This is a genomic window from Stygiolobus caldivivus (assembly GCF_019704315.1).
GTDB classification, from domain to species: Archaea; Thermoproteota; Thermoprotei_A; order Sulfolobales; family Sulfolobaceae; genus Stygiolobus; species Stygiolobus caldivivus.
In genome coordinates, this window is the sequence record NZ_AP024597.1 from 2549590 (window position 1) to 2569559 (window position 19970).

At 35.9% G+C, this 19970-nt stretch carries 20 protein-coding genes; 15 read left to right on the forward strand and 5 right to left on the reverse strand.

Annotation, left to right across the window (positions count from 1 at the left end):
- Window positions 1-100: 100 nt before the first annotated feature.
- The 6 genes from speD (at window position 101) to glyA (ending at window position 5762) form a co-directional block, all read left to right on the forward strand.
- A complete protein-coding gene (gene speD, locus KN1_RS12700; RefSeq protein ID WP_221290764.1) occupies window positions 101-490 on the forward strand; it encodes an adenosylmethionine decarboxylase in 390 nt (129 codons plus the stop codon).
- 161 nt (window positions 491-651) lie between these two features.
- A complete protein-coding gene (locus KN1_RS12705) occupies window positions 652-1698 on the forward strand; it encodes a hydroxymethylglutaryl-CoA synthase (protein WP_221288000.1) in 1047 nt (348 codons plus the stop codon).
- Window positions 1698-2795 (forward strand): thiolase family protein, encoded by a 1098-nt coding sequence (locus KN1_RS12710; RefSeq protein WP_221288001.1) that lies wholly within the window; start codon window positions 1698-1700, stop codon window positions 2793-2795. The genes KN1_RS12705 and KN1_RS12710 overlap by 1 nt, the downstream gene beginning before the upstream one ends.
- Window positions 2796-2802: 7 nt before the next feature.
- Window positions 2803-3216 carry a Zn-ribbon domain-containing OB-fold protein gene (locus KN1_RS12715; RefSeq protein WP_221288002.1) on the forward strand — a complete coding sequence of 138 codons (414 nt, stop codon included), beginning with the start codon at window positions 2803-2805 and terminating at the stop codon, window positions 3214-3216.
- Window positions 3200-4435 (forward strand): hydroxymethylglutaryl-CoA reductase (NADPH), encoded by a 1236-nt coding sequence (hmgA, locus tag KN1_RS12720; RefSeq protein WP_420857168.1) that lies wholly within the window; start codon window positions 3200-3202, stop codon window positions 4433-4435. The genes KN1_RS12715 and hmgA overlap by 17 nt, the downstream gene beginning before the upstream one ends.
- A gap of 25 nt (window positions 4436-4460) precedes the next feature.
- A complete protein-coding gene (gene glyA / locus KN1_RS12725; RefSeq protein ID WP_221288004.1) occupies window positions 4461-5762 on the forward strand; it encodes a serine hydroxymethyltransferase in 1302 nt (433 codons plus the stop codon).
- Window positions 5763-5840: 78 nt separating this feature from the next.
- Here the strand turns inward: glyA and KN1_RS12730 are convergent, their stop codons facing one another.
- The 5 genes from KN1_RS12730 to KN1_RS12750 all read right to left on the reverse strand — a co-directional run bounded on the left by KN1_RS12730 (window position 5841) and on the right by KN1_RS12750 (window position 10513).
- Window positions 5841-6248: a universal stress protein gene (locus KN1_RS12730; RefSeq protein ID WP_221288005.1), complete on the reverse strand. Its 408-nt coding sequence runs from the start codon at window positions 6246-6248 to the stop codon at window positions 5841-5843.
- Window positions 6245-7279 (reverse strand): phosphorylating glyceraldehyde-3-phosphate dehydrogenase, encoded by a 1035-nt coding sequence (locus KN1_RS12735; RefSeq protein ID WP_221288006.1) that lies wholly within the window; start codon window positions 7277-7279, stop codon window positions 6245-6247. Before KN1_RS12735 ends, KN1_RS12730 begins: the two co-directional genes overlap by 4 nt.
- Window positions 7266-8513, reverse strand: coding sequence for a phosphoglycerate kinase (locus tag KN1_RS12740; protein ID WP_221288007.1), 1248 nt, complete (start codon window positions 8511-8513; stop codon window positions 7266-7268). Before KN1_RS12740 ends, KN1_RS12735 begins: the two co-directional genes overlap by 14 nt.
- Window positions 8514-8553: 40 nt before the next feature.
- Window positions 8554-9297: a hypothetical protein gene (locus KN1_RS12745; RefSeq protein ID WP_225905699.1), complete on the reverse strand. Its 744-nt coding sequence runs from the start codon at window positions 9295-9297 to the stop codon at window positions 8554-8556.
- A 334-nt stretch (window positions 9298-9631) separates the two neighbouring features.
- Window positions 9632-10513 (reverse strand): NAD(P)/FAD-dependent oxidoreductase, encoded by an 882-nt coding sequence (locus tag KN1_RS12750; protein WP_225905700.1) that lies wholly within the window; start codon window positions 10511-10513, stop codon window positions 9632-9634.
- A 47-nt stretch (window positions 10514-10560) separates the two neighbouring features.
- On the opposite strand from KN1_RS12750, the gene KN1_RS12755 reads away from it, so the two are divergent.
- From KN1_RS12755 to KN1_RS12795, 9 genes are all read left to right on the forward strand, one after another.
- Window positions 10561-11214 (forward strand): type 2 periplasmic-binding domain-containing protein, encoded by a 654-nt coding sequence (locus KN1_RS12755; protein WP_221288009.1) that lies wholly within the window; start codon window positions 10561-10563, stop codon window positions 11212-11214.
- A 316-nt stretch (window positions 11215-11530) separates the two neighbouring features.
- Window positions 11531-13495, forward strand: coding sequence for a protein UpsX (upsX, locus tag KN1_RS12760; RefSeq protein WP_221288010.1), 1965 nt, complete (start codon window positions 11531-11533; stop codon window positions 13493-13495).
- Between the two features lie 26 nt (window positions 13496-13521).
- Window positions 13522-14934, forward strand: a complete 1413-nt coding sequence (locus KN1_RS12765; protein WP_221288011.1) for a type II/IV secretion system ATPase subunit — start codon at window positions 13522-13524, stop codon at window positions 14932-14934.
- On the forward strand, window positions 14915-16390 hold the full coding sequence (gene upsF / locus KN1_RS12770; protein WP_221288012.1) for a membrane pilin protein UpsF: 1476 nt from the start codon (window positions 14915-14917) through the stop codon (window positions 16388-16390). Before KN1_RS12765 ends, upsF begins: the two co-directional genes overlap by 20 nt.
- A gap of 22 nt (window positions 16391-16412) precedes the next feature.
- Window positions 16413-16850 carry a pilin subunit UpsA gene (upsA, locus tag KN1_RS12775; protein ID WP_221288013.1) on the forward strand — a complete coding sequence of 146 codons (438 nt, stop codon included), beginning with the start codon at window positions 16413-16415 and terminating at the stop codon, window positions 16848-16850.
- 5 nt (window positions 16851-16855) lie between these two features.
- On the forward strand, window positions 16856-17266 hold the full coding sequence (gene upsB / locus KN1_RS12780) for a pilin subunit UpsB (protein ID WP_221288014.1): 411 nt from the start codon (window positions 16856-16858) through the stop codon (window positions 17264-17266).
- A gap of 71 nt (window positions 17267-17337) precedes the next feature.
- Complete coding sequence (locus KN1_RS12785) at window positions 17338-18024, forward strand: endonuclease III domain-containing protein (RefSeq protein WP_221288015.1); 687 nt, start codon at window positions 17338-17340, stop codon at window positions 18022-18024.
- 58 nt (window positions 18025-18082) lie between these two features.
- The gene (locus KN1_RS12790) at window positions 18083-18568 is read left to right on the forward strand and encodes a ParB N-terminal domain-containing protein (protein WP_221288016.1); all 486 of its coding nucleotides are present in this window, start codon (window positions 18083-18085) and stop codon (window positions 18566-18568) included.
- Window positions 18562-19953 carry a glycosyltransferase family 2 protein gene (locus KN1_RS12795; protein WP_221288017.1) on the forward strand — a complete coding sequence of 464 codons (1392 nt, stop codon included), beginning with the start codon at window positions 18562-18564 and terminating at the stop codon, window positions 19951-19953. Before KN1_RS12790 ends, KN1_RS12795 begins: the two co-directional genes overlap by 7 nt.
- Window positions 19954-19970 lie beyond the last annotated feature (17 nt).

Sequence of the window (19970 nt, forward strand, 5' to 3'; positions counted from 1 at the left end):
TTTGTGGAGTATATTAGTTTATTTCGAAGACTAGAATGGTCAGTTTACTTTATTATCCCCATTATAGAAGATTATGAAACGGAGGGCCCTAGGAAAAAAGATGGAACAGCAAACCTATTTCCAAACTTCAAATGAAGATAAAATAATAGGCAAGCACGTGTTCGGGAACTTATATGACCTCGATGAGGAACTTCTTACGGATAAAGACTTCCTAGAGAAAGTAGTACTAGAAGCAGTAGACATAGCTAAAATGAAGTTAGTAGAAATTAAAGCATGGAAATTCGGTGGAAAGAAGGGAGGAGTTTCTATCATAGCACTAGTAGAAGAAAGCCATATAGCTCTTCACACGTGGAACGAATATAAATACGCTACATTAGATGTCTATACATGTGGTGAACAGAGCGAACCCCAGGCTGCTTTTAATTATATTATATCACAGCTTAGACCTAAGCGTTACCAAATGTTTTATGCTGATAGGTCTTCAGAGTGAGCTGAGCCGGTCATAAGATCCCCCGTCTTTTTTATTCATCATTGTTATTTTTTAATTTACATTCAAATGTAAGGCTATATATTATTTTTTCGACATCTGTCGATTATATTATAGTCAACTGTCGAAAACCTTATAATTGTATCTTTTTCATTTCACTCCTAATGAAAAGTGGAATAATAGGATGGGGTAGTTATATTCCTAGATATAGAATTAGATCCGATGAAATAGCAGAATTATGGGGTATGGAAAAAGAGGTAGTAAAAAGCCTAGGCTTATCAGAAAAATCTGTCCCCTCCTCTGATGAGGACTCTACTACCATGGCATGGGAAGCTTCTAGGAATGCACTATCACGAGCAAGGATAGATCCTTCGGAAATCAATCTCGTTTTATTTGGATCTGAGTCTAAGGTATATGCAGTAAAACCTACAGCCACAATCTTATTGGACGCACTAGGTATTTCCCATAATTCATTAAGTGCCGATTTGGAGTTTGCTTGTAGGGCAGCGTCTGCTGGCCTTAGATTAGCTTCTAGTATGGTAGAGGCTGGGAAAATTAAATACGGGTTAGTAGTCGGGAGTGATACAGCACAGTCTAATCCTGGAGACGTTTTAGAGTTAAGTTCAGCTTCAGCTGCTGTAGCATATATAGTGGGAGAAGAAAATGAGGCTTCTGCTATTATTGAAGCCTCTTCTTCGTTTTCAACCGACACTCCGGACTTTTGGAGAAGAGATGGTATGCCTTATCCATTACACGGAGAGGGATTTACTGGAGAGCCTGCTTATTTCTATCACATAATATCAGCCGTAAAGGACTTGATGGAAGAAGGTGGTTATAACATATCAGATTTTGACTATTTTGTGTTCCATCAGCCTAACGGTAAATTTCCTATACAAGTAGCGAGAAAATTAAATATCCCGATCGAAAAAGTAAAGGCGGGTCTAGTTTCTCCCTATATAGGTAATCCTTATAATGCCTCAGCGCTTCTAGGTCTTGCTAAAGTACTCGATATCTCTAAGCCTGGAGAAAGGATATTGGTAGCTCCTTTTGGAAGCGGGGCAGGTAGCGACGCATTTAGCATTTTAGTTACCGACAAGATAGTAGAGAGGCAAAAGCTAGCTCCTTCTGTGGAATATTATATAAACAGGAAGAAAGTAATACCTTATTCTCTGTACGCTAAGACTACTAATAAATTTAAGGTGTATGAGTGATGGTATCTATAGTAGCAAGTGGTCTAATTAAAATTGACCGATATTACGAGTTTTCAGAAAAGGATCTAGTGATAGAAGCCTATAAGGATTTAATGTTGAAAATAAAAGATGTTCCTTCTTCTGTAGACGCCATGATTGTTTCTAGTACATATAGCGATATATTGTCAAAAAATCTAATGTTAGCTTTTAAACTTTCTAATAAATTAGGCGTTAAATCACCAATATCCTTTAGGGTAGAAAATGGTGACAACGGGGGTGCTTCTATATTAACTGCGTATTCATTAGTTAAGTCTGGAATAGCAAATAGTGTCCTATTGGTAGGTGTGGATAAGTTTTCCGACTACCCTTCTAAATATATTAACGATGTAGTCTCATATAACCTTGATAACGAATATCAATATCAACTAGGGCTTACCCCTCATGTATATGCTGCGTTATTGATGAAAAGATATATGAAGAAGTACAAGAAAGAGTATGATTATTTTACTAATTGGCCTTTAAAAATGCACGAGAATGCAGTTGAGAATCCCTATGCTTATCTTAAATTTAAAGTAGATAAGAAAGTTATAACTGATTCACAGCTTATTTCAGAGCCGTTAAGATTATTTGATATTGCAGCTAGGGCTGATGGCGCGTCTGTAGTACTCATCACTTCTGACGATATGGCTAAGAAGTTTACGGATACACCGGTTAAGATCGAAAGTATATTTAGCAGCAATTTACCGATAGATATAGCAAATGCTAATTTAAATTCTATAAAAGACGTATCACGGAAGGCTATTAATAAGATTAGTAAGGAAGCAATATATGAGATTCATGATTCATATAGTATCTTAGCGTCTCTAGAGATAGAATCACTTGGGCTTGCGGAAGAAGGTAAGGCTTTAGACGAATTAGAGAACTTAAAAGTAAATTTAGGAGGTGGCCTCAAGGCTAGAGGTTACCCTGGATCAGCAACAGCCATATATCAATTAGCTGAACTGTATTTGCAATTGACCGGTGCCCATCCCAAAGCAATGTCCGGCCCAGAAAAAGGGATTTTGTTATCGTGTGATGATCTAGGTAACTCTTCATATTTAATTAGTTTGAGTAGGTGAGATAGACATGAAGATAAGTCCTTCGCAAAGTTGGAGATTAAAGGATACTTTATATGTGCTGTCATTAGGTAAGTGTAAAAGATGCGGAAATGTATTTTACCCTTATCAGCCCTTATGTAGCGTATGCGGGTCAATGGATATAGAAAAAATAAGGTCTAAGGGGACTGGTACTTTAATAGAGTATACTATCTTGTACCAAAATAGAGATGGTTTTGAAAAACAAGTCCCTATTACAGCTGGGTTAATAAAACTTGATGAAGGCATAGAGTTAGTCGCTCCACTAACAGATGTCGAAATTACAGAATTGAAGGAAGGTGTAAGAGTAGAGGCGGTTCTAAGGAAAGTCAGGTCAGATTCTTCTAACGGCATAATACAGTACGGTCTGAAGTTTAGAGTGATTAATGATGCAGGAAACAATTGACAGCGTCGTCGAGAAAGTAATTAAGGGAGAGATTCAATTACACGAAATAGACAATTTCTTAGAAGCAAACGCAGCTATGGTAGCAAGAAGACTAGCGATAGAAAGGCTTACAGGTTCTAGTTTACCTTCAATCGGTTCTACAATCCTAGACTATGCCGAAATAAAAAATAGAAATGCAGAAAATGTAATAGGTGCTGTTCAAGTACCTTTGGGAATAGCGGGCCCGATTAAAGTAAATGGCGATTATGCAAAGGGCGATTTTTATGTCCCTCTTGCTACTACCGAAGGGGCTTTAATAGCGAGTGTTAACAGAGGAGCTAAAGCAGTTACATTAAGTGGAGGTACGAGGGTAAAGATTATATTCGATGGGATGACGAGAGCTCCGGTATTTAAGCTAGATAATATTATCGACGTAGCTGAGTTCCTGAATTGGGTAAAGTCCCATTATGACGAATTGAAGAGAATTGCTGAGAGCACGTCCTCTCATGGTAAGTTAATCTCGATAGAACCGTATGTGTTAGGGAATAATGTTTGGTTAAGGCTTGTTTATGAAACTGGAGACGCTATGGGAATGAATATGGCTACAATAGCTACCGAGAAAGTATGTGAATATATTGAAGATAACTTTGGAAAAGCTAGGTGTTTAGCCGTAAGTGGGAATATGTGTAGTGATAAGAAACAGTCGATAGTTAATAGTCTTCATGGTAGAGGTAAGACAGTTATTGCAGAAGCTTTAATACCAAATAATGTAATAAAAACAACGTTAAAGTCCGATAAGGAACTTATTCATGAAGTTAATCTAAGGAAGAACTGGGCTGGAGGAGCTAGAGCAGGTACTTTCTTTCAGTATAATGCACATTTTGCTAATATTATCGCAGCCGTTTTCCTAGCTACGGGACAAGATATGGCACAAGTCGTAGAAAGCAGTAGCGGATACACGTGGACTGAGGTTAGGAATGAAGGGTTATACATATCTGTGACCCTTACTTCTCTAGAGGTAGGTACAATAGGTGGTGGTACTAGATTACCGACTCAAAGGGAGGCACTTTCCATAATGGGGGTATATGGTAGCGGTAATCCACCGGGTACTAATGCTAAAAAATTTGCCGAGATTATAGCGTCTGCAGTACTTGCAGGAGAGTTAAACTTACTCTCTGCTCTTGCCAACAAAGAGTTAGGCAAAGCTCACTTAAAATTAGGAAGGGCAGCGAAAGTTTAAAACTCTAATAGCCTATTTTTACCTAATGGCACAAATTCCTGAAGAACTTCAAAAAATAATAGAAATAACTAAAGAGCAGAATAGGTGGAGAAGACTAGAAACTTTAAATTTAATCCCCTCTGAGAACGTAATGAGTCCGTTAGCTGAAGCTGTTTACATGAGCGATTTTATGTCCAGATATGCTGAGGGTAAGCCATATAAGAGGTTTTATCAGGGGACCAAATATGTTGATGAAATCGAAACTTTGGCTATGAGGCTCATGAATGATATAACTAATTCTGTACATTGTGATTTAAGGCCTATAAGCGGAACTTTAGCCAATGCTGAAGTATTTAGGGTTTTAGCTAACGCTGGCGATAAGGCTCTTATTGCTCCAGTTCAAGCCGGGGCACATGTTAGCCATACAAGATTCGGAACCTTAGGTGCTTTGGGGATAGAGCAAATAGAATTACCATACGATCCTGAGAATATGAATGTAGATATTGATAAGGCAATCAAAATGATTGAGGAGATTAAGCCTAAGTTTGTGGTACTAGGCGGTAGTTTGTACTTATTCCCCCATCCATCAAAGGAACTAGCACCTCATGTTCATGCCGTTAATTCTAAACTTATATACGATGCAGCTCATGTCTATGGTTTAATTACGGGTAAGGCTTGGCATAATCCTCTCCAAGAAGGAGCAGATATAATGACTTCGTCTACCCACAAGACTTTCCCTGGTCCTCAAGGAGGAGCAATTTTCATCAATGAGGAAGATCTGTATAAAAAAGTAAGTGATACTATATTCCCGTGGTTCGTAAGTAATCACCACCTGCACAGACTACCTAGTGTTGCCGTTACTGCATTAGAAATGAAGTACTTCGGAGAAGAGTACGCAAAGCAGATTATTAATAACGCGAGAGCTTTTGCGGAGGCTTTAGCCGCAGAGGGGTTTAAGGTTGTAGGTGAGCATTTAGGATACACTAAAAGTCACCAAGTGGCTATAGATGTTAGAAATCTAGGTGGGGGTGCTAAGGTAGCCAAAATGTTTGAAGATGCAAATATAATTACTAATAAGAACTTATTACCTTATGACCCTCCCAGTGCAGTTAAAGATCCAAGTGGAATTAGGTTGGGAGTACAGGAGATGACTAGATATGGTGTTAGAGAAGGAGATATGGCTGAGATTGCTAAGTTCATGAAGGAAGTTGCAATAGAAAAAAAGGATCCATCGGAAGTAAAGAAGAAAGTAGTAGAATTTAGAAAAACTTTCCAGACAGTTAAATATACATTCGATATTAGCTTAGAACAGTTTTCTAATGGTAAGGTAATTCCATTATTAATGTAACTTCTTTTTTTAAAAAGTTATCAAAAATGAATTTTACAAAGAAAACGTAATTTTTCTTCACGAGAGAGAGGATTAATATTACCTTACAAGGATTACAGTAGTTGTTGTGTTCAATGCTACTGACATTGCAACTGAGCCAACGTTAAGTTCACTATTTATTGAAAGTCCTCTAGCTCCCATGATTATTGCATCGTAAGTATTCTCGCTTAAATGTTTAAGTATTTCATTTGCGGCACTGCTGTCCTTACTTGAGTATTTTAAAATCTTGAGCTCATAGTCAGCTCTCTCGTTTACTCTTTTCTTTATTTTTTCTCCGATCTCTCCTTCATTACAGCTTTCACATGCGTGAATTACTGTAATCTGAGAACCATACCGCATAGCAAAGTCTAAAGCTAATTCTAATGCCCTAAAACTATTTTCTGAACCATCAACTAGTACAGCTATTTTCCTCAACCAAAAGCTAACGGTGTAAGTTGGTTCTGTCATATTAGATAACCTTTCATGAGTCCTAAAGTCTCGTTTGTTATTTTGATAGACTCGTCTTTACTTGATATATTCATTGCCGCTCTTATAGCATCTATATTTTCTGGGACTACTATGGATTCTTGATGGACTCCGTACATGAGAAATAACTCGTTATTCTGAGTATAGATGGAATCTTCAAATATAGCTACTTCTGGTATATCATACCTATACCTGCCTAAGTCCCTTGAGACCTCAACTATTTCAGCTGTAGATCCAATACCAGTTCTAGATGAATTTATGAGAACTATTCTTTCAGTGTCTTTTAATGCGGTCAGTACATCCTCCCTTTTCACGTTATTTTTGAGGGTTATATTCATCAAATGTAAATGCATTAATGTGGTCGGAGCTACAACAGCCATAGATACAATATCAATACCTTTTATAACCGTTAATACGTCTTTAGCATGATGGCTTGGTACCGATGCTGGGTCTGGAACTATAGAATTAATGGGACCTTTCTTAACTTCTTTTGGATCTGAAGCTCTTCTGACTATAGTGACTCTAACTTTTTCTATTTTGCTTACCTTATTATTAATTGTACAGAGAGTCCTTAATATTCCAGTTGTATTACAAGATACTACTCGTATGTAGTTTTTATTTAATGCTTCGTCATAATTACACAAAGCTGAGAAAGAAACTTCTGCTACATCAGCTTTTTCACCGCCTTGAAATATCGCCTTCTTCTCAAATTTCTGATATAAAGGTTTGTAACTAGCTCCAACTCCGTTAGGCGTAGTGTCTATAATAATGTCAGCTTCATTTATCATATCCTCTATGTTTCCGCTTATTTGTAATCCTGCTTTCTCGAATTTAGAAGTGTTTTCTTTGGGTACAAAGAGTTTATATCCTTTCTTTATTGCTGTAAAAGCTTCATAATTCGGTGAAGTCTTGGCGACCCCTACAAGTTCCATATCTGGCTGTAATTTTATTGCATCAGCTACCCGCTTACCTATTGTACCGTATCCATTTATAGCTACTTTAACTCTTGCCACTTTTTGACACCCACGATAGATGTAGTGCCTCTAACGCTGGTAATTTGTCTCCAGCTAGAAATAAAAGTAATGCTCCTCCCCCCGTAGATATATGAACTTTATTCTCGTTGATCTCAATTCCTTTTTCGACCATGCTTATCATATGTCCACCACCAATAATAACATAGCCTGGGCTTTCGAAAGCTGACTTAAGTAGACTCTTTGTTCCATTTCTAAATCTTTCATCCTCTATTATGCCCATAGGGCCTCTTAATGTAATAACTTTTGCCTCTTTAATGAACGAGGAATAAATCTCAATAGTAGTAGTTCCTATATCTTTGATCACACCGTTTACACTATTAGCAGGTTCTTCAGCTATTTCTCCGCTCTGTTTTTCTGTTAGAAAATCCACAGGGATTTCTATTGGTGCTCCGCTTAAAAGTAGTTTTCTTGCCCTCGGAACTAAGCTTAGTAGCCCCTTACTTTCAAGTACCTGCATATTTGCTTTTCCTAAGTTTATTCCCTTGGCTACTGCAAATAATTCCGCTACCAATCCACCCGTAAGAATTCTATCAGACACTCTATTCTTAGCTAAGTGTTCGATGATCTTTAGTGTATCACTAACTTTTCCTCCTCCTAGAACAAAGATTTTAGGTGAGTCTTCTGGATTAAAGATTTTTGCTAATGCCGACACTTCTTTTTCCATTATCTTTCCTGCAGCGGACGGCAGCATTAACGGGAATCCTACTAAACTTGGCTGACTCCTATGAGCTGCTGCAAATGCGTCATTGACGTATATGTCAAAATAGGGTGAGAGTTTTTTAACTAAAAATGTCTTGGACTGCTGGACTGGAGGTGCTTCTATTAACTCCTCAGAGACTAATCTGACGTTCTCTAGTAAATATACTTCACCTCTGCTAATTTTTTTGATTTTTTCTATAGCATAAGGCCCTATTATATCTTCAATAAATTCAACATTAGTACCAACATATTTAGATAAAAGCTCTGCATGTTGTTGAAGAGATATAAAGTCGTCATCACCGGGTCTACCCTGATGGGACAGTATAACTATGGAGTTGCCTCGTTCTAATAAATTTCTTACAGTATAAGCATGTGCTTTAATCCTGGAATCATCTAGTAATTTCCCAGTCTTTTTATCTACTGGTGAGTTAATATCTATTCGTAATAGTACTTTCTTGTCAGACGCGTTTACGTCGTCGAGTGTAGGTATATTTAAGTCCGATACTTTAATCATAAATCTCGACTAATACTATTACAATCTAGTTAATATGATTTTAGCATACAATATTAGAAGCTATAATATTCCCCCATAATAACGGAATTAAATATTTAGTCTTAAACCTCTGTATCGATACTGAAATTTCAGCAATATTATTCGAGTTTTTCAAAGAAATAGTAGGTTTTTCGCTACTGAAGTAAGAGAATGAATCATATATTGGATTTAAGTCTATTCCATGCTTGCTTCTACAAGAAAATACTGCCTCAAAAGCTCCGTTGCTCAAATTAAACGACATAGAATTGCAAACTGTATTTGAATTACGTTCAACTATCTTCAGAAACAGATCTTTCATAACGTAAGGTATTTCGTCCACGTAAATACCCCTAGGTGGGAAAAGTAACTTAACGCTTTCATTTTCTTCTTCTATTTTCCTTACTAGCATATTTATGCTGAAAAATAAGAACGTTAAGTTACAGACTCTTAACCTACTTAATCTCATTTCACCTAGGGTAAAATACTCATCAGACACGTCTTTAAACGCGTTATAGAAATCGGCGTCTTTAATTTGCTCTGTGAAGTAGGCCATTCCTTTAATCCCTATAAGTCCTTTTATTTTCTCGTCTTCTGATAAGGAAATAAAGTTAAAATTACCGTTTCTGACTTTAAGTTTTCTAAATGTCTTATCTATTGCTTTCTTTACTGTCAATGCATATTCATTTTTTCTTATTATTAGCCACTCCCCGTATTCATCTGTAATGTTCATTTTTGTATCATCATCCTTCTTTTTGAAAAACTTCATGATCACATTTTCAAGCCTCTTTAACCATTAGTTTACCATACTGAAATTTAAACGTTAAGTAATATTCTCTACTCTTAAATAAGCTATTAGAAGATTTTTACTGTGCTCTAGTTTTATATAATCTTATAGATAACTATATAGTAGTAATAAGTAATCTGGGGTTTATTAGGGTTCTTAAACACTATAAGAGTAAAACTAATTATACCCCAGACAGTATATAATAAATTAGGGTATCCAGGGACCTATAGATGAGGATTAATGATATAACCCCCTGACCCCCCATAGGTCCCTGGATACTTAATTATTCTCTTAACCGATTATTTTCCTATAAAACTTATAGATAATACAATAGTCCCATTTTCCCTTTACGAAAGATATAATACCTTTCAATAAATCTCTTCATCAAACTTCTTACCTTAGATCTCTTAACGACCTCTATGTTTCCGCCCCAAAGCTTATTACTTCTTATATGTAGTGCATAGTCTCCAGTATCAATTATATTAATAAATATAGGCGTAAAGGGGTCTACAGTTTCTTTTTTAATATACTTCGCAACATAAATCCCTGTTCTCATAGCTAACTCTCCGACTTTCGGATACCCCTTTATTAAATCACCTATAACATATACCCCTTTATAGCGTAAAAATGGGTCTACATCAAAAAAATCAAAGGGGTATGGTGGTCTACATTCGGGGATAATATCCTCACATTTTTCCTCTATTCTTATCCCCTTCTCTTGCATACTCTCCATAATCGCATTGCTTACTCTTTCTCCAAGATCTTGTAAGGCGTTACCGCAGTAACTTACATTCTTTCCTCTATTTCTTAAATAAAACGCTAATTGAACTGCCAAGTAGTCCTCTTGGCTTGTCTCTACGCTAATACTTATCTTTTCTTTACTTAAAATCTTGTCTATGAACGATAGTTGGCCCGATCTATCGCAGCCTACAGCTAAAACTAGGTTATCGGGGTTAAACTCTTTACCTTCCTTAGTTTTTACCCATTTCTGGTCAAGGTCATATTCTATCACTTTACCTAAAGTGACAAAATTTAAATTAGCAGTATATTTACCCCTGCTTAAGTTTAACATTGCTCTTAGATAAGCCGTGTAAAATAGAAAGTAATCTTTATCGCTCAGTATTTGTGCATTTTTATTTAGGCTATAATAGGCGTTCAGCCCAGCGTACCCTGCACCAACGATTAGCGTTTTCATCATTCATGACAAATTAATAATTAAAATAAAAAAGCGGTTATACTATTACTGTGAACATAAAATTAGCGTATAGCAGAGACGACGAAATTAAGCCATTGGAGCCGCTTTTAAGGCATGAAATAGATAACAGAGGGTTTAAAATAGAGCTAATCAAGGTCAATAAAGAGGACGAATTAAAGTTTATTGTTGATAAAGTCGACCTAGTTTATTTACCCCTACCGGTCTTTAACTTCATATCAAACTTAAGGGTAATAAGTAACGGTAGTTATATTACCAGTAAATTAAAGATGCGTATTTTATCTACTCCGGTTAGGAGAGTTTTAGTACCTGGAAGCAATTCAACTGAGTTCTATTTGGTTAAAATACTTTATAATAATAATGTTACCCCCGTTTTAAACGGCAGTTTCGATGCCGAGATAACCTATGATGACGAAGGAGAGATAGACTTACTTAGTTTATGGAATCAGCAATGCAATAACTCCCCTTTGATTTTAAAAGTCCTTTCATCTAAAAATTTGGATGAATCTGTGCTTCTAGAACTAAAAGTCTTAATTAGGGAATCAGCTTCGAGGATGGTGGAAAAGAAAGAGGTAAGTACGTTCTCTAAGGAATTAGGGTTAAAAGGGAGGAATTCTATGGAGTGTTTCTTCAATCTGTGTACTCAGAAAAATTTATGTTCTAATGTTTCTTACTATTTAATCTAAATTTTTTAGAGATTTTTATCATTTTTACCAGTATGAAAGGAGCTACTATACACTCTATCGGGTACGCAAAGCCTGCAGTGTAAAATATCAAACTAATTACGAGCATGACTATAAGGAAAGTTATTGAATTCATAGGATATAATACACACCCGCTGTAAAAGCGTATCTTAACATAATTCACAATAATACGATAAACTTTCTTGTAATGAGTATTTTCGGTTAACCCAGTGCTTATATTTTTGATTCAAATAGATAAATGATTCCTATTATCGAAAAAACGTTTCCCATAATTCTTCCTAGAGATATAAATGTTTGGATGTCAAAAGACCAAGATAGAGTATTACTCTATTCGGATACGGTGATCTCGCCGTACTATCAGCTATATCCAGATGTAACTGTAGATGGAGAGTGGGTAGTGTTTGAAGGAGGAAAATTAATCAGAGTAGACAATCAACAAAGGAGAGAAATAATACAAGATTATGGTTCAAAAATACCTATAGATGTTATCTATGAGGATGGAAAGTTTCTTCCCGTATATAAGGGCTTAAGGGGTATATTAGTTAACGGAAAGAAGTATTCCGACTACTCTACTAAGTATGGGTTTAAGGTGCTCGTTAATAGTGGCATTACTTTGATAACCCCAGAGGGTAAAGTTATTGAAAAAGATAAGCCTAATTACTATAGAATATTTAGTGATTATATCTCTCTTGTATACGATAATTATTCACTAGTTGTAGATAGACGAGGAAACGTAAAAAAGTATAATAAACCGGCCATCTATCTTGCAACTACCTCATTAGGTGATCTGTATCAGACAATTAACGGAAGGATTATAGTGGATTCCTTAGATTACGATCTTTTGGGAGTTTGCTCGTCAGATGTTTACTATTTGGGGGAATCGTATAACGGTATATTTATCTCGTGTGAAGGGAAAGTAAAATATTTCTACAAGGGTGGATGGTCTTACTTAGGGCAAATAGAACTTAATCCGCACTCCTCCGATGTAGGGCAGAATATAATAGCATTAACCAATAGTTATACACAAGTTTATTCATATAATTTAAAGAAAATATTTTCCCTTAAGAATATTCAATTACTAAAAATAATAGGAAATAAAATAGTAGCGTTATCCCGAGGTAATAAGATTTTTATAATATCTCCACATGAAGAGGAGGGACTAATCTCTGTTTCTAGAGCTGAGATAGGATATAAACTATTTATAAGTGGTTATCTTAAAGGTGAAGTACATATTGGTTCGAGACTTGTAGAGACCGGACGAAAAGTAGAAAACGATAACTTAATTATAAGCATTGAGCCTTCAAAATTAGATGGAAATTACGTAGAAGATATTATAAAAATAATTAATGAAGTATATGAATACGTCTACCCTGTTAGGGTAGAGAGTGAAAAGGCAAGTATAGATGTAAAGAACATAAGGCTAAAGATGGCCGAAGGAAACGGTAGATATGTATATGACAAGGAAAGTAATGCAGTACTAGAAGGTTACTTAAATTACAGAATTAAGTCTAACCTTTACAAAGCGATAGTTTTGAAAGCTAGAAATAAAGAAGTAAAATACGAGATAGCAGGCACTGATGGAGAATTAAGATTCACATTACCTTTTTATAAACCTGATATACTAGAGGAGACAATACAAATTTATGTCCAAAGAGGTAGTAGGACAGAAGATACCTACGAATTAACGGTTAAACCAGATATTTTAAATAAGAAGGGCATTATGAGCTCTAGCACTATCATAGAAGATTCTAAGAGGATTAAAGTAAGAAAGATTATTAACAAGGAGTTTGTATGGGAGGAGAGAGAAGAGTATCCAGAAGTTTACGATAATCTCGTAGTGGGAAAAGTAGGAGACTATGTAAATGTCGAAGGGAATACGATCCAGGTTGTTAAGGGGGCTAGAGAGGTCGAAATAAAGAGGGACAATATAAGGAGAAAATACGTGGTCTATGGAATAGATAACCCTGTCAATATAGAAAGTATTAAGATAGTAGGTGAAGACTTATACGTATTGTTACGAAAAGACTTTGAAAATATACCGGTTTCAGGGATTTACGGTACGCAGATGGACACTACAACCGGTAACGAGCTTCGCTTTAAACTCGACCCTGTTTATGATGAGGTTATAGTAATTACTACCTTAGGCGGGTTAAAATGGAAAAATACTTACAAACTAGAAAATGTACTTAACAACGCAATAAAAATAGCCTCATGTGCTGCTACGAAATTGAAGGAGGAGCTCGAAACTTTCGGGATAGTCTGAGACGATTTTTAATTTTTGCTCTGTATATGAGCACGGAACTTTTAGAAGAGTATTATGTAGGCCCAGTAAAGGTAAACGTTCTAAAGAAGTTTAACCAATGTTACTACAATGTGGAAGAACCTAGACTGAGTATGCTTGAAGAGAAAGCCAAAGAAAAAGTCCTTTCCGAATTATATTATACTAAGGTAGAAAATCTCGAAGAAGAAGTAGTTAAGAGGTTACAAAGCTCTAAGCTAAGCGATGAGTCTATAGAGAAGATATTATACTACATTAAAAAGACGTTACTCTACGGTGAGATAACAACATTAATGCTGGACCCTAAGGTAGAAGAGATAGAATATAAAGGGTATACATATCCGATAACTATTATCCATAGAGACTATTCTGAATGTGTTAGGCTCTATACAAATATTGTAATTCAATCAGATGAAGATGCAATAAAGACAATAGAAAAATTAGCAAGTAAATCAAACAAAAGTATAAACATAGCAAAGCCGTATCTTGAATTTTCTCTACCCGAGGGACATAGAGTTGCAGCTACGATTTCTAGGGAAATTTCTCTCCCGGGGTCCACGTTTGACATCAGGAAATTCCCTCTAAAACCGTTTAGTATTGTAGAGATAATGAGATATAAGATGGTAAATAGTCTCATAGCCTCTTATTTATGGTTACTTTTAGAATACAAGCCTTTCTTGATTATTTTAGGAGCTACCGGCTCTGGGAAGACAACCCTTTTGAATGCATTACTTAATCTCATAAATCCTAATTTCAAGATCCTTACAATAGAGGACACACCTGAAATAAACATAAGGAGCCAGAACTGGGTTAGGTTCATTTCACGTTCCACGTTATCAGGAAATTTTGATATTACAATGATGGATTTAGCTAGATTATCCTTAAGGTATAGGCCAGATTACCTAGTGGTGGGAGAAGTTAGGGGTAAGGAGATAGAGGCTCTGGTACACGCCTCAGCGTCCGGACATGGGTCACTAACTACCTTCCATGGTTCGAGGCCTACAGACGCTGTAACAAGGATTACAGACCTTTTAGCTAGTGATCTAGCTAAACTGTTTTTGCAGACAATATGGGCTTTTATAGTGGTAGGTAATGTCAAAGAGAACAATAAGACGAGGAGATCCGTGCTTTCTATCTATGAAGTTAGTTCTAAGAGTTCCAAGATCACTTTTAAAAAGGTAGTTGCTTGGTCCTACGATAAGTCGGAGTTTTCACCTTCTACCGTAGAAGATCTAATAAAGAAGTCAATACTACTGAAGAAGTTAAAGGAGGCATACAATGTTAATGTAAAAATGGAGTTAGACAGACGTGTAAAGTTTCTTGAAGGATTAGAAAAATCGGGCGTTTCAAGTTTTGAAGAGGTAAGCCAGAAGATTTTAGAGTTTTATGGGTTAGGTGATAATCTTGAAATGGCTAGCATGTGAACTATTTGAGGAAAAAATAAAAAAGTACTTAGAATACACAGGGGGAGATTATGAAGAAGTATGTAGAAAATCGAAGAAACTACTTAAGACTATGCCAATTCCTCTTTCCGTGATCGTCTTAATTTCTCTCTTCATATCCAAGATTCTTATACTAAGTGCTGTAGGAGTCGGTTTAATTGTTTATTTTTATCCTCTACTCTACAGTTGGTCCAGAAAGGAGGAGTATAAGAAGAGCGTTAACCAAGAAGCGCCTCTGATATCAATTATTGCATATGTCAATTCATTAGTCGATAAAAACGTCCTTCATACAATGGAAGAACTGGCTAGGATTAAAGACCTAAAGGTTCCTTCAGTTGAGTATCAGATGATCAGAAAGAGAAAAGAAGTCCTTAACGAGTCTACTTATAGGGCAATAGAAAGAAGGGCTATCCTGCATAAGGGCGATTTACTTGGAAAGGTTTACTTTAAATTCCTTATAGCATCAGACCTAGGTGCATCTATTAGGGATAGAATGCGGGAAGCTATGAACGAGGTCTTGCAGTACTATAAGGAGGAATATAAAAATTATGTTGATAGGTCTTCGGAATTTGCAGAAATAATATTTGCCGTATATCTATTGTTACCCATAGTACTAGTAGGATTTCAGTTTACGTTTAAAGTAAATCCAGTACAATTACTCCTACCCCTGCTCTTTACTCCAGCATTTATCTTCCTTATCTCTATAATTCAGCCTAGTGGTGATTACTCTATTAAGTTGAATTATAAGCAGTTCCTACCCTTAATAGCATTAGTGCCTATTATTTTACTCCCTATAAGTATAACCGTTAAACTGTCTGGGATAATTACCGTAATTGCATTATCATTGTTTTGGGTATATAACCAGGTGAGGGTTGCTAATTATCTTCTTAATCAAATACCTGATATACTAAAGGAAATGTCTGATTATATGAAAATTGGTTATAGCACTGTTACAGCGTTTTCAAAACTTCAGCCCAGGGAACATGGACCCGGTTCTGAAATCCTTAATGAGATCATTAGTAAAACGTCACTAGACAACGAAATTCCAGAGGTAAAGACGCCTTCAGTATTCTTCAACAATATAATGAATGTTTTAAGAGTGCTTAGCAAGACGGGGCTATCCAGTGTAGGATTAGAGGAGCTATCTGACTTGGTAAACGAGATAGTAAACCTAAGGTCTTCGATCATAAGACAGTTGAGACTGTTCGATGCCATGCTTATTCTGACACCTATTATGTTATGGCTGACCTTCTCCATGCTAGGTCATATATTTACGAATTCTGAAAATAACCTAGAGAGTATAGTAATATTTACCTATAGTCTAGCTACTGCCTTAATCTTCTCTAAGTTATCTAGGTTCACATCGCTATATCTACCATCTGTCATTATCCCCTTGATAATATCTACAATACTTTCGGTTTTCCCTCATGGTGTTTAAAGTATGCTTATAATTGAGGCGTATGAGAAAGCCCCTACAACACAAAAAAGGTATATCATCTATACTGGGTACTGTAATAGTCTTAGCGATAACTATAGCTCTAGGTGCACTACTGTACGCATATAGCCAAGGTATGTTTGGTAACTTAACCCAAAACGTCAACGTGAATGCGCAAGCTCAAATAATAGTTAACCCATCTACGTCTCAAGCGTATTTACAGCTGACCCTTGTAAATGATGGTAATGTTAACGTTAATATAACATCATTAAGTATTAATAGCGCTACTGTCGCTCAGTTTGCCCCGACCAGTATTCTACCGGGCCAGACGTTCCAACACGTTTATCCTCTTCAAGGTAAGTTTAATGCCGGACAATATTATACTGTTATAATCGGCGGTACTACTGGCGTAGGTAAGCCATTTAATATAACCTTGAACGTGTTAGCATCAGAGACTGCGTGATAAAAATGAAGGCAGTAACTTCTATTTTTTCCTCTTTAATTGTAACTTTAATCACACTTTCTCTCGCTGTTCCCCTATTTCTTTACTTTAACACTATCTATAATAATTCAAGGAGTGAATTAGGTTCTTCCTATAATGCCCTCCAAAATGCCATGAACACACAAATCACAATAATTAGGGCTTCGGATAATATATCGGACATATATGTATATAATTACGGGAAATACAATGTCACAATTGAGGAAGTGATCATCGGAAATTCTACTTTTATAACCAATTATAATTTACGGCCTTTAGGAATAGTATCTCTATATAATATAATAAAAACAAATAGTTCTAACATTAACGATCTATTTGTAGATAAAAACACTAGCATAGTTTTACGAGTGAATGGTAACTACTATTATTATTCTTAAAACATCTAAACCATTTTTAAACTAATCTTTTTTACACAATTTATTAGGGTATATCTTAAAAGATAATAATTGTGTGCACTGCAAGGGAAATTTACAGCTTGTTAAAAAACGAATATCCTAAATTAAATGATGAGGAGTTTATAGCCTATTACGTATGTAATAGGACAAAAGATCTATTTAAAACATTAGTTGCAACAATTCTTTCCCAGAATTCGACAGATAAATCGGCTATGATAGCATACAAAAATTTAGAGAATAATATAGGTATAGACCCAGATTTACTATCTAAAGCTAAGATGGAGGATATAATAGATTCAATTAGGATTTGTGGTCTATCTAATTCTAAAGCTCGATATATAAAAAACGTGGCAGATATCTTTAGAGGTAGTAGAATTGACTTCAGTGATTGTAATCAGCTTAAAGAATTTTTACTTAGCATAGAGGGTATAGGTAATAAGACAGCTGACGTAGTCCTCGTCACTTGTTTAGGCTGTAAAGCCTTTCCAGTGGACACTCACATAAGGAGAGTTATTACACGGCTAGGCATAGTAGGCGAAAGTCCAAGGTATCAGGATATATCTGAATATTTTATAAATCACTTAGATAAGCACGAACTTTTGGAATTGCACCATTTGCTCATAACTCATGGTAGAAGAGTATGCAAAGCAAGAAAACCTTTATGTAATATATGTGTGTTGAAAAGTTGTTGTGAATTTTACGTTAAAATGGTTGAGCCCACTGGTTCTCAAACCTCATGAGGATATAATAGACAGAATAGTTAGAGCGAATATATCAAAGGTAAATCAATACTGCAAGATGTCTCCTATAATCGTGGACTCAAATTCTCTAACCATTTTAGACGGACATCACAGGCATTATGCCTCCTTAATCATAGGTCTTAGTAAAATTCCAGTCATATTAGTGGACTATAATAGTAACGATGTAGTGGTGGATAGTTGGTCTCTCGATCTAAGGGAAGTTAAAACCGAGATAATTATGGAATTATTTAGGCACCTTAATTCCAAAGGAGGAAAATATTGTATAAAGATAGGGTCTGTTGAGTTGTATTGTGACGACGATATATTTACCTTGTATTGGAGGGTAGAAAATATTAGGCAAAAAATTATGAGTATGGGATATAATGTAGTGAAAATTGCTGATAAAAAGGGCTTGGTATTACCCCCTATTCAAAAACAAGATATTACCTTAGTTTCATCCAAGGGGCTGAGATTTCCGCCAAAATCGACCAGACATATTTATAAATTTTTTATACCAAGAGATGAACTATCTCTAAAATGCTAACACTATTGTTGCAAGTGCTACTCTTTGTATATCCTTCAATATTTATCATTTACCAACTGGTGTTATACAAGAGGTCTAACAAAATCTTGGTTTTAAACCAAAATCTTAAAGATACTAATTTGCCCTTCCTTTCAATAATAGTCCCTACAAAAGGGGAAAGTATCGAAGTCCTTCAAGGACTTATTAATAATGTGAACGAGCTTGTATGGGACAAGAGAAAACTTGAGGTTATAATTGTTTCTGACGATAGTGAAGATTATTTTAATGAACTTGTAAACAAACTCAGCATACCATCAGATCTAGATGTCAAAATCTTCAGGAGAGAGAAGAAGCTAGGATATAAGAGTGGGGCTTTACTCTACGGGTACGAGAGGGCAAAAGGACAATTAATTTTAACTATCGATGTGGACTCAAGGTTGCCTAAAGACGCATTAATTAAAGCTTACGCAAAGATGGTGACTGGTAACTGTGATGCTGTAGTATTCGAGTGGACAGGGTATACGAATAATAATTATTCAAGCTTAGCCAAAGGGCTAATAGCTACCACCGTTTTGGCAAGTAAAGCTTTATTTAAGGGAAAAGAGAGTCTAGGGCTAAGACCTTTTCCGGTCGGGAGCGGGACCTTATTTAAGAAAGAGGTTCTGGACGAGTTAGATGGGTGGGATTACAAGCTTATTCAAGACGATTTAGAAATAGGTGCTAGGATGGCTTACTTAGGTAAAAAAGTTTGTGCTTCGGGTGTTCCAATTTATATTGAAGTACCAGATAACTTATACGGTTTTTATGTACAACAAACTAGATGGGCTTTAGGTACGGGGGAAGTATTAAGGAATAGAATTAGGCATATAATCAATTCTCCATACAGTTTTACTCAAAAATTTGATATGATCTTTCACTTGCTCCAGTATACCCCCATAATTTTAACATTCATATTAGCTACTTTAATTTCATTGCTATCTCCGTTCGTAAAAGGTGACATTCTTAGGACACCTCTATTCTTGGTGTGGATAGCCACAGTTATAGGTTATGCAACTACCTTGTTTATATTAGCTTTAAGGCTAGGGCTGGGGTTTAAAAACAGTATTATGGCAATAGGCAGGCTAACAGCCTTTACTGTGGCGATTTCTCCCTTCATTACTATCAGCTTTTTAAAAGGTATTATATCTAGAAATAAAATTTATATAGTAACGCCTAAGGGTGCCAATCAAACATCTTTTCAAGTTAAGGTAAGGAGGATAATAGCAGTTATAGCGATGTTAGGTATACTATATTTATTAGCTTCAATAATCTATTTAATTCATAATTATTTTATAACCGGAATTTGGCTATTATATTACTCATCTGGGTATATATACACGTGGCTTACCTATGACAAAGAATTATGACGATCTCTTTTAAGCCT

Coding starts and splice junctions, on each gene's coding strand:
- speD (WP_221290764.1), top strand. CDS start 101: ATGGAACAGCAAACCTATTTCCAAACTTCAAATGAAGATAAAATAATA.
- KN1_RS12705 (WP_221288000.1), top strand. CDS start 652: ATGAAAAGTGGAATAATAGGATGGGGTAGTTATATTCCTAGATATAGA.
- KN1_RS12710 (WP_221288001.1), top strand. CDS start 1,698: ATGGTATCTATAGTAGCAAGTGGTCTAATTAAAATTGACCGATATTAC.
- KN1_RS12715 (WP_221288002.1), top strand. CDS start 2,803: ATGAAGATAAGTCCTTCGCAAAGTTGGAGATTAAAGGATACTTTATAT.
- hmgA (WP_420857168.1), top strand. CDS start 3,200: ATGCAGGAAACAATTGACAGCGTCGTCGAGAAAGTAATTAAGGGAGAG.
- glyA (WP_221288004.1), top strand. CDS start 4,461: ATGGCACAAATTCCTGAAGAACTTCAAAAAATAATAGAAATAACTAAA.
- KN1_RS12730 (WP_221288005.1), bottom strand. CDS start 6,248: ATGACAGAACCAACTTACACCGTTAGCTTTTGGTTGAGGAAAATAGCT.
- KN1_RS12740 (WP_221288007.1), bottom strand. CDS start 8,513: ATGATTAAAGTATCGGACTTAAATATACCTACACTCGACGACGTAAAC.
- KN1_RS12745 (WP_225905699.1), bottom strand. CDS start 9,297: ATGAAGTTTTTCAAAAAGAAGGATGATGATACAAAAATGAACATTACA.
- KN1_RS12750 (WP_225905700.1), bottom strand. CDS start 10,513: ATGATGAAAACGCTAATCGTTGGTGCAGGGTACGCTGGGCTGAACGCC.
- upsX (WP_221288010.1), top strand. CDS start 11,531: ATGTCAAAAGACCAAGATAGAGTATTACTCTATTCGGATACGGTGATC.
- KN1_RS12765 (WP_221288011.1), top strand. CDS start 13,522: ATGAGCACGGAACTTTTAGAAGAGTATTATGTAGGCCCAGTAAAGGTA.
- upsA (WP_221288013.1), top strand. CDS start 16,413: ATGAGAAAGCCCCTACAACACAAAAAAGGTATATCATCTATACTGGGT.
- upsB (WP_221288014.1), top strand. CDS start 16,856: ATGAAGGCAGTAACTTCTATTTTTTCCTCTTTAATTGTAACTTTAATC.
- KN1_RS12790 (WP_221288016.1), top strand. CDS start 18,083: ATGTCTCCTATAATCGTGGACTCAAATTCTCTAACCATTTTAGACGGA.
- KN1_RS12795 (WP_221288017.1), top strand. CDS start 18,562: ATGCTAACACTATTGTTGCAAGTGCTACTCTTTGTATATCCTTCAATA.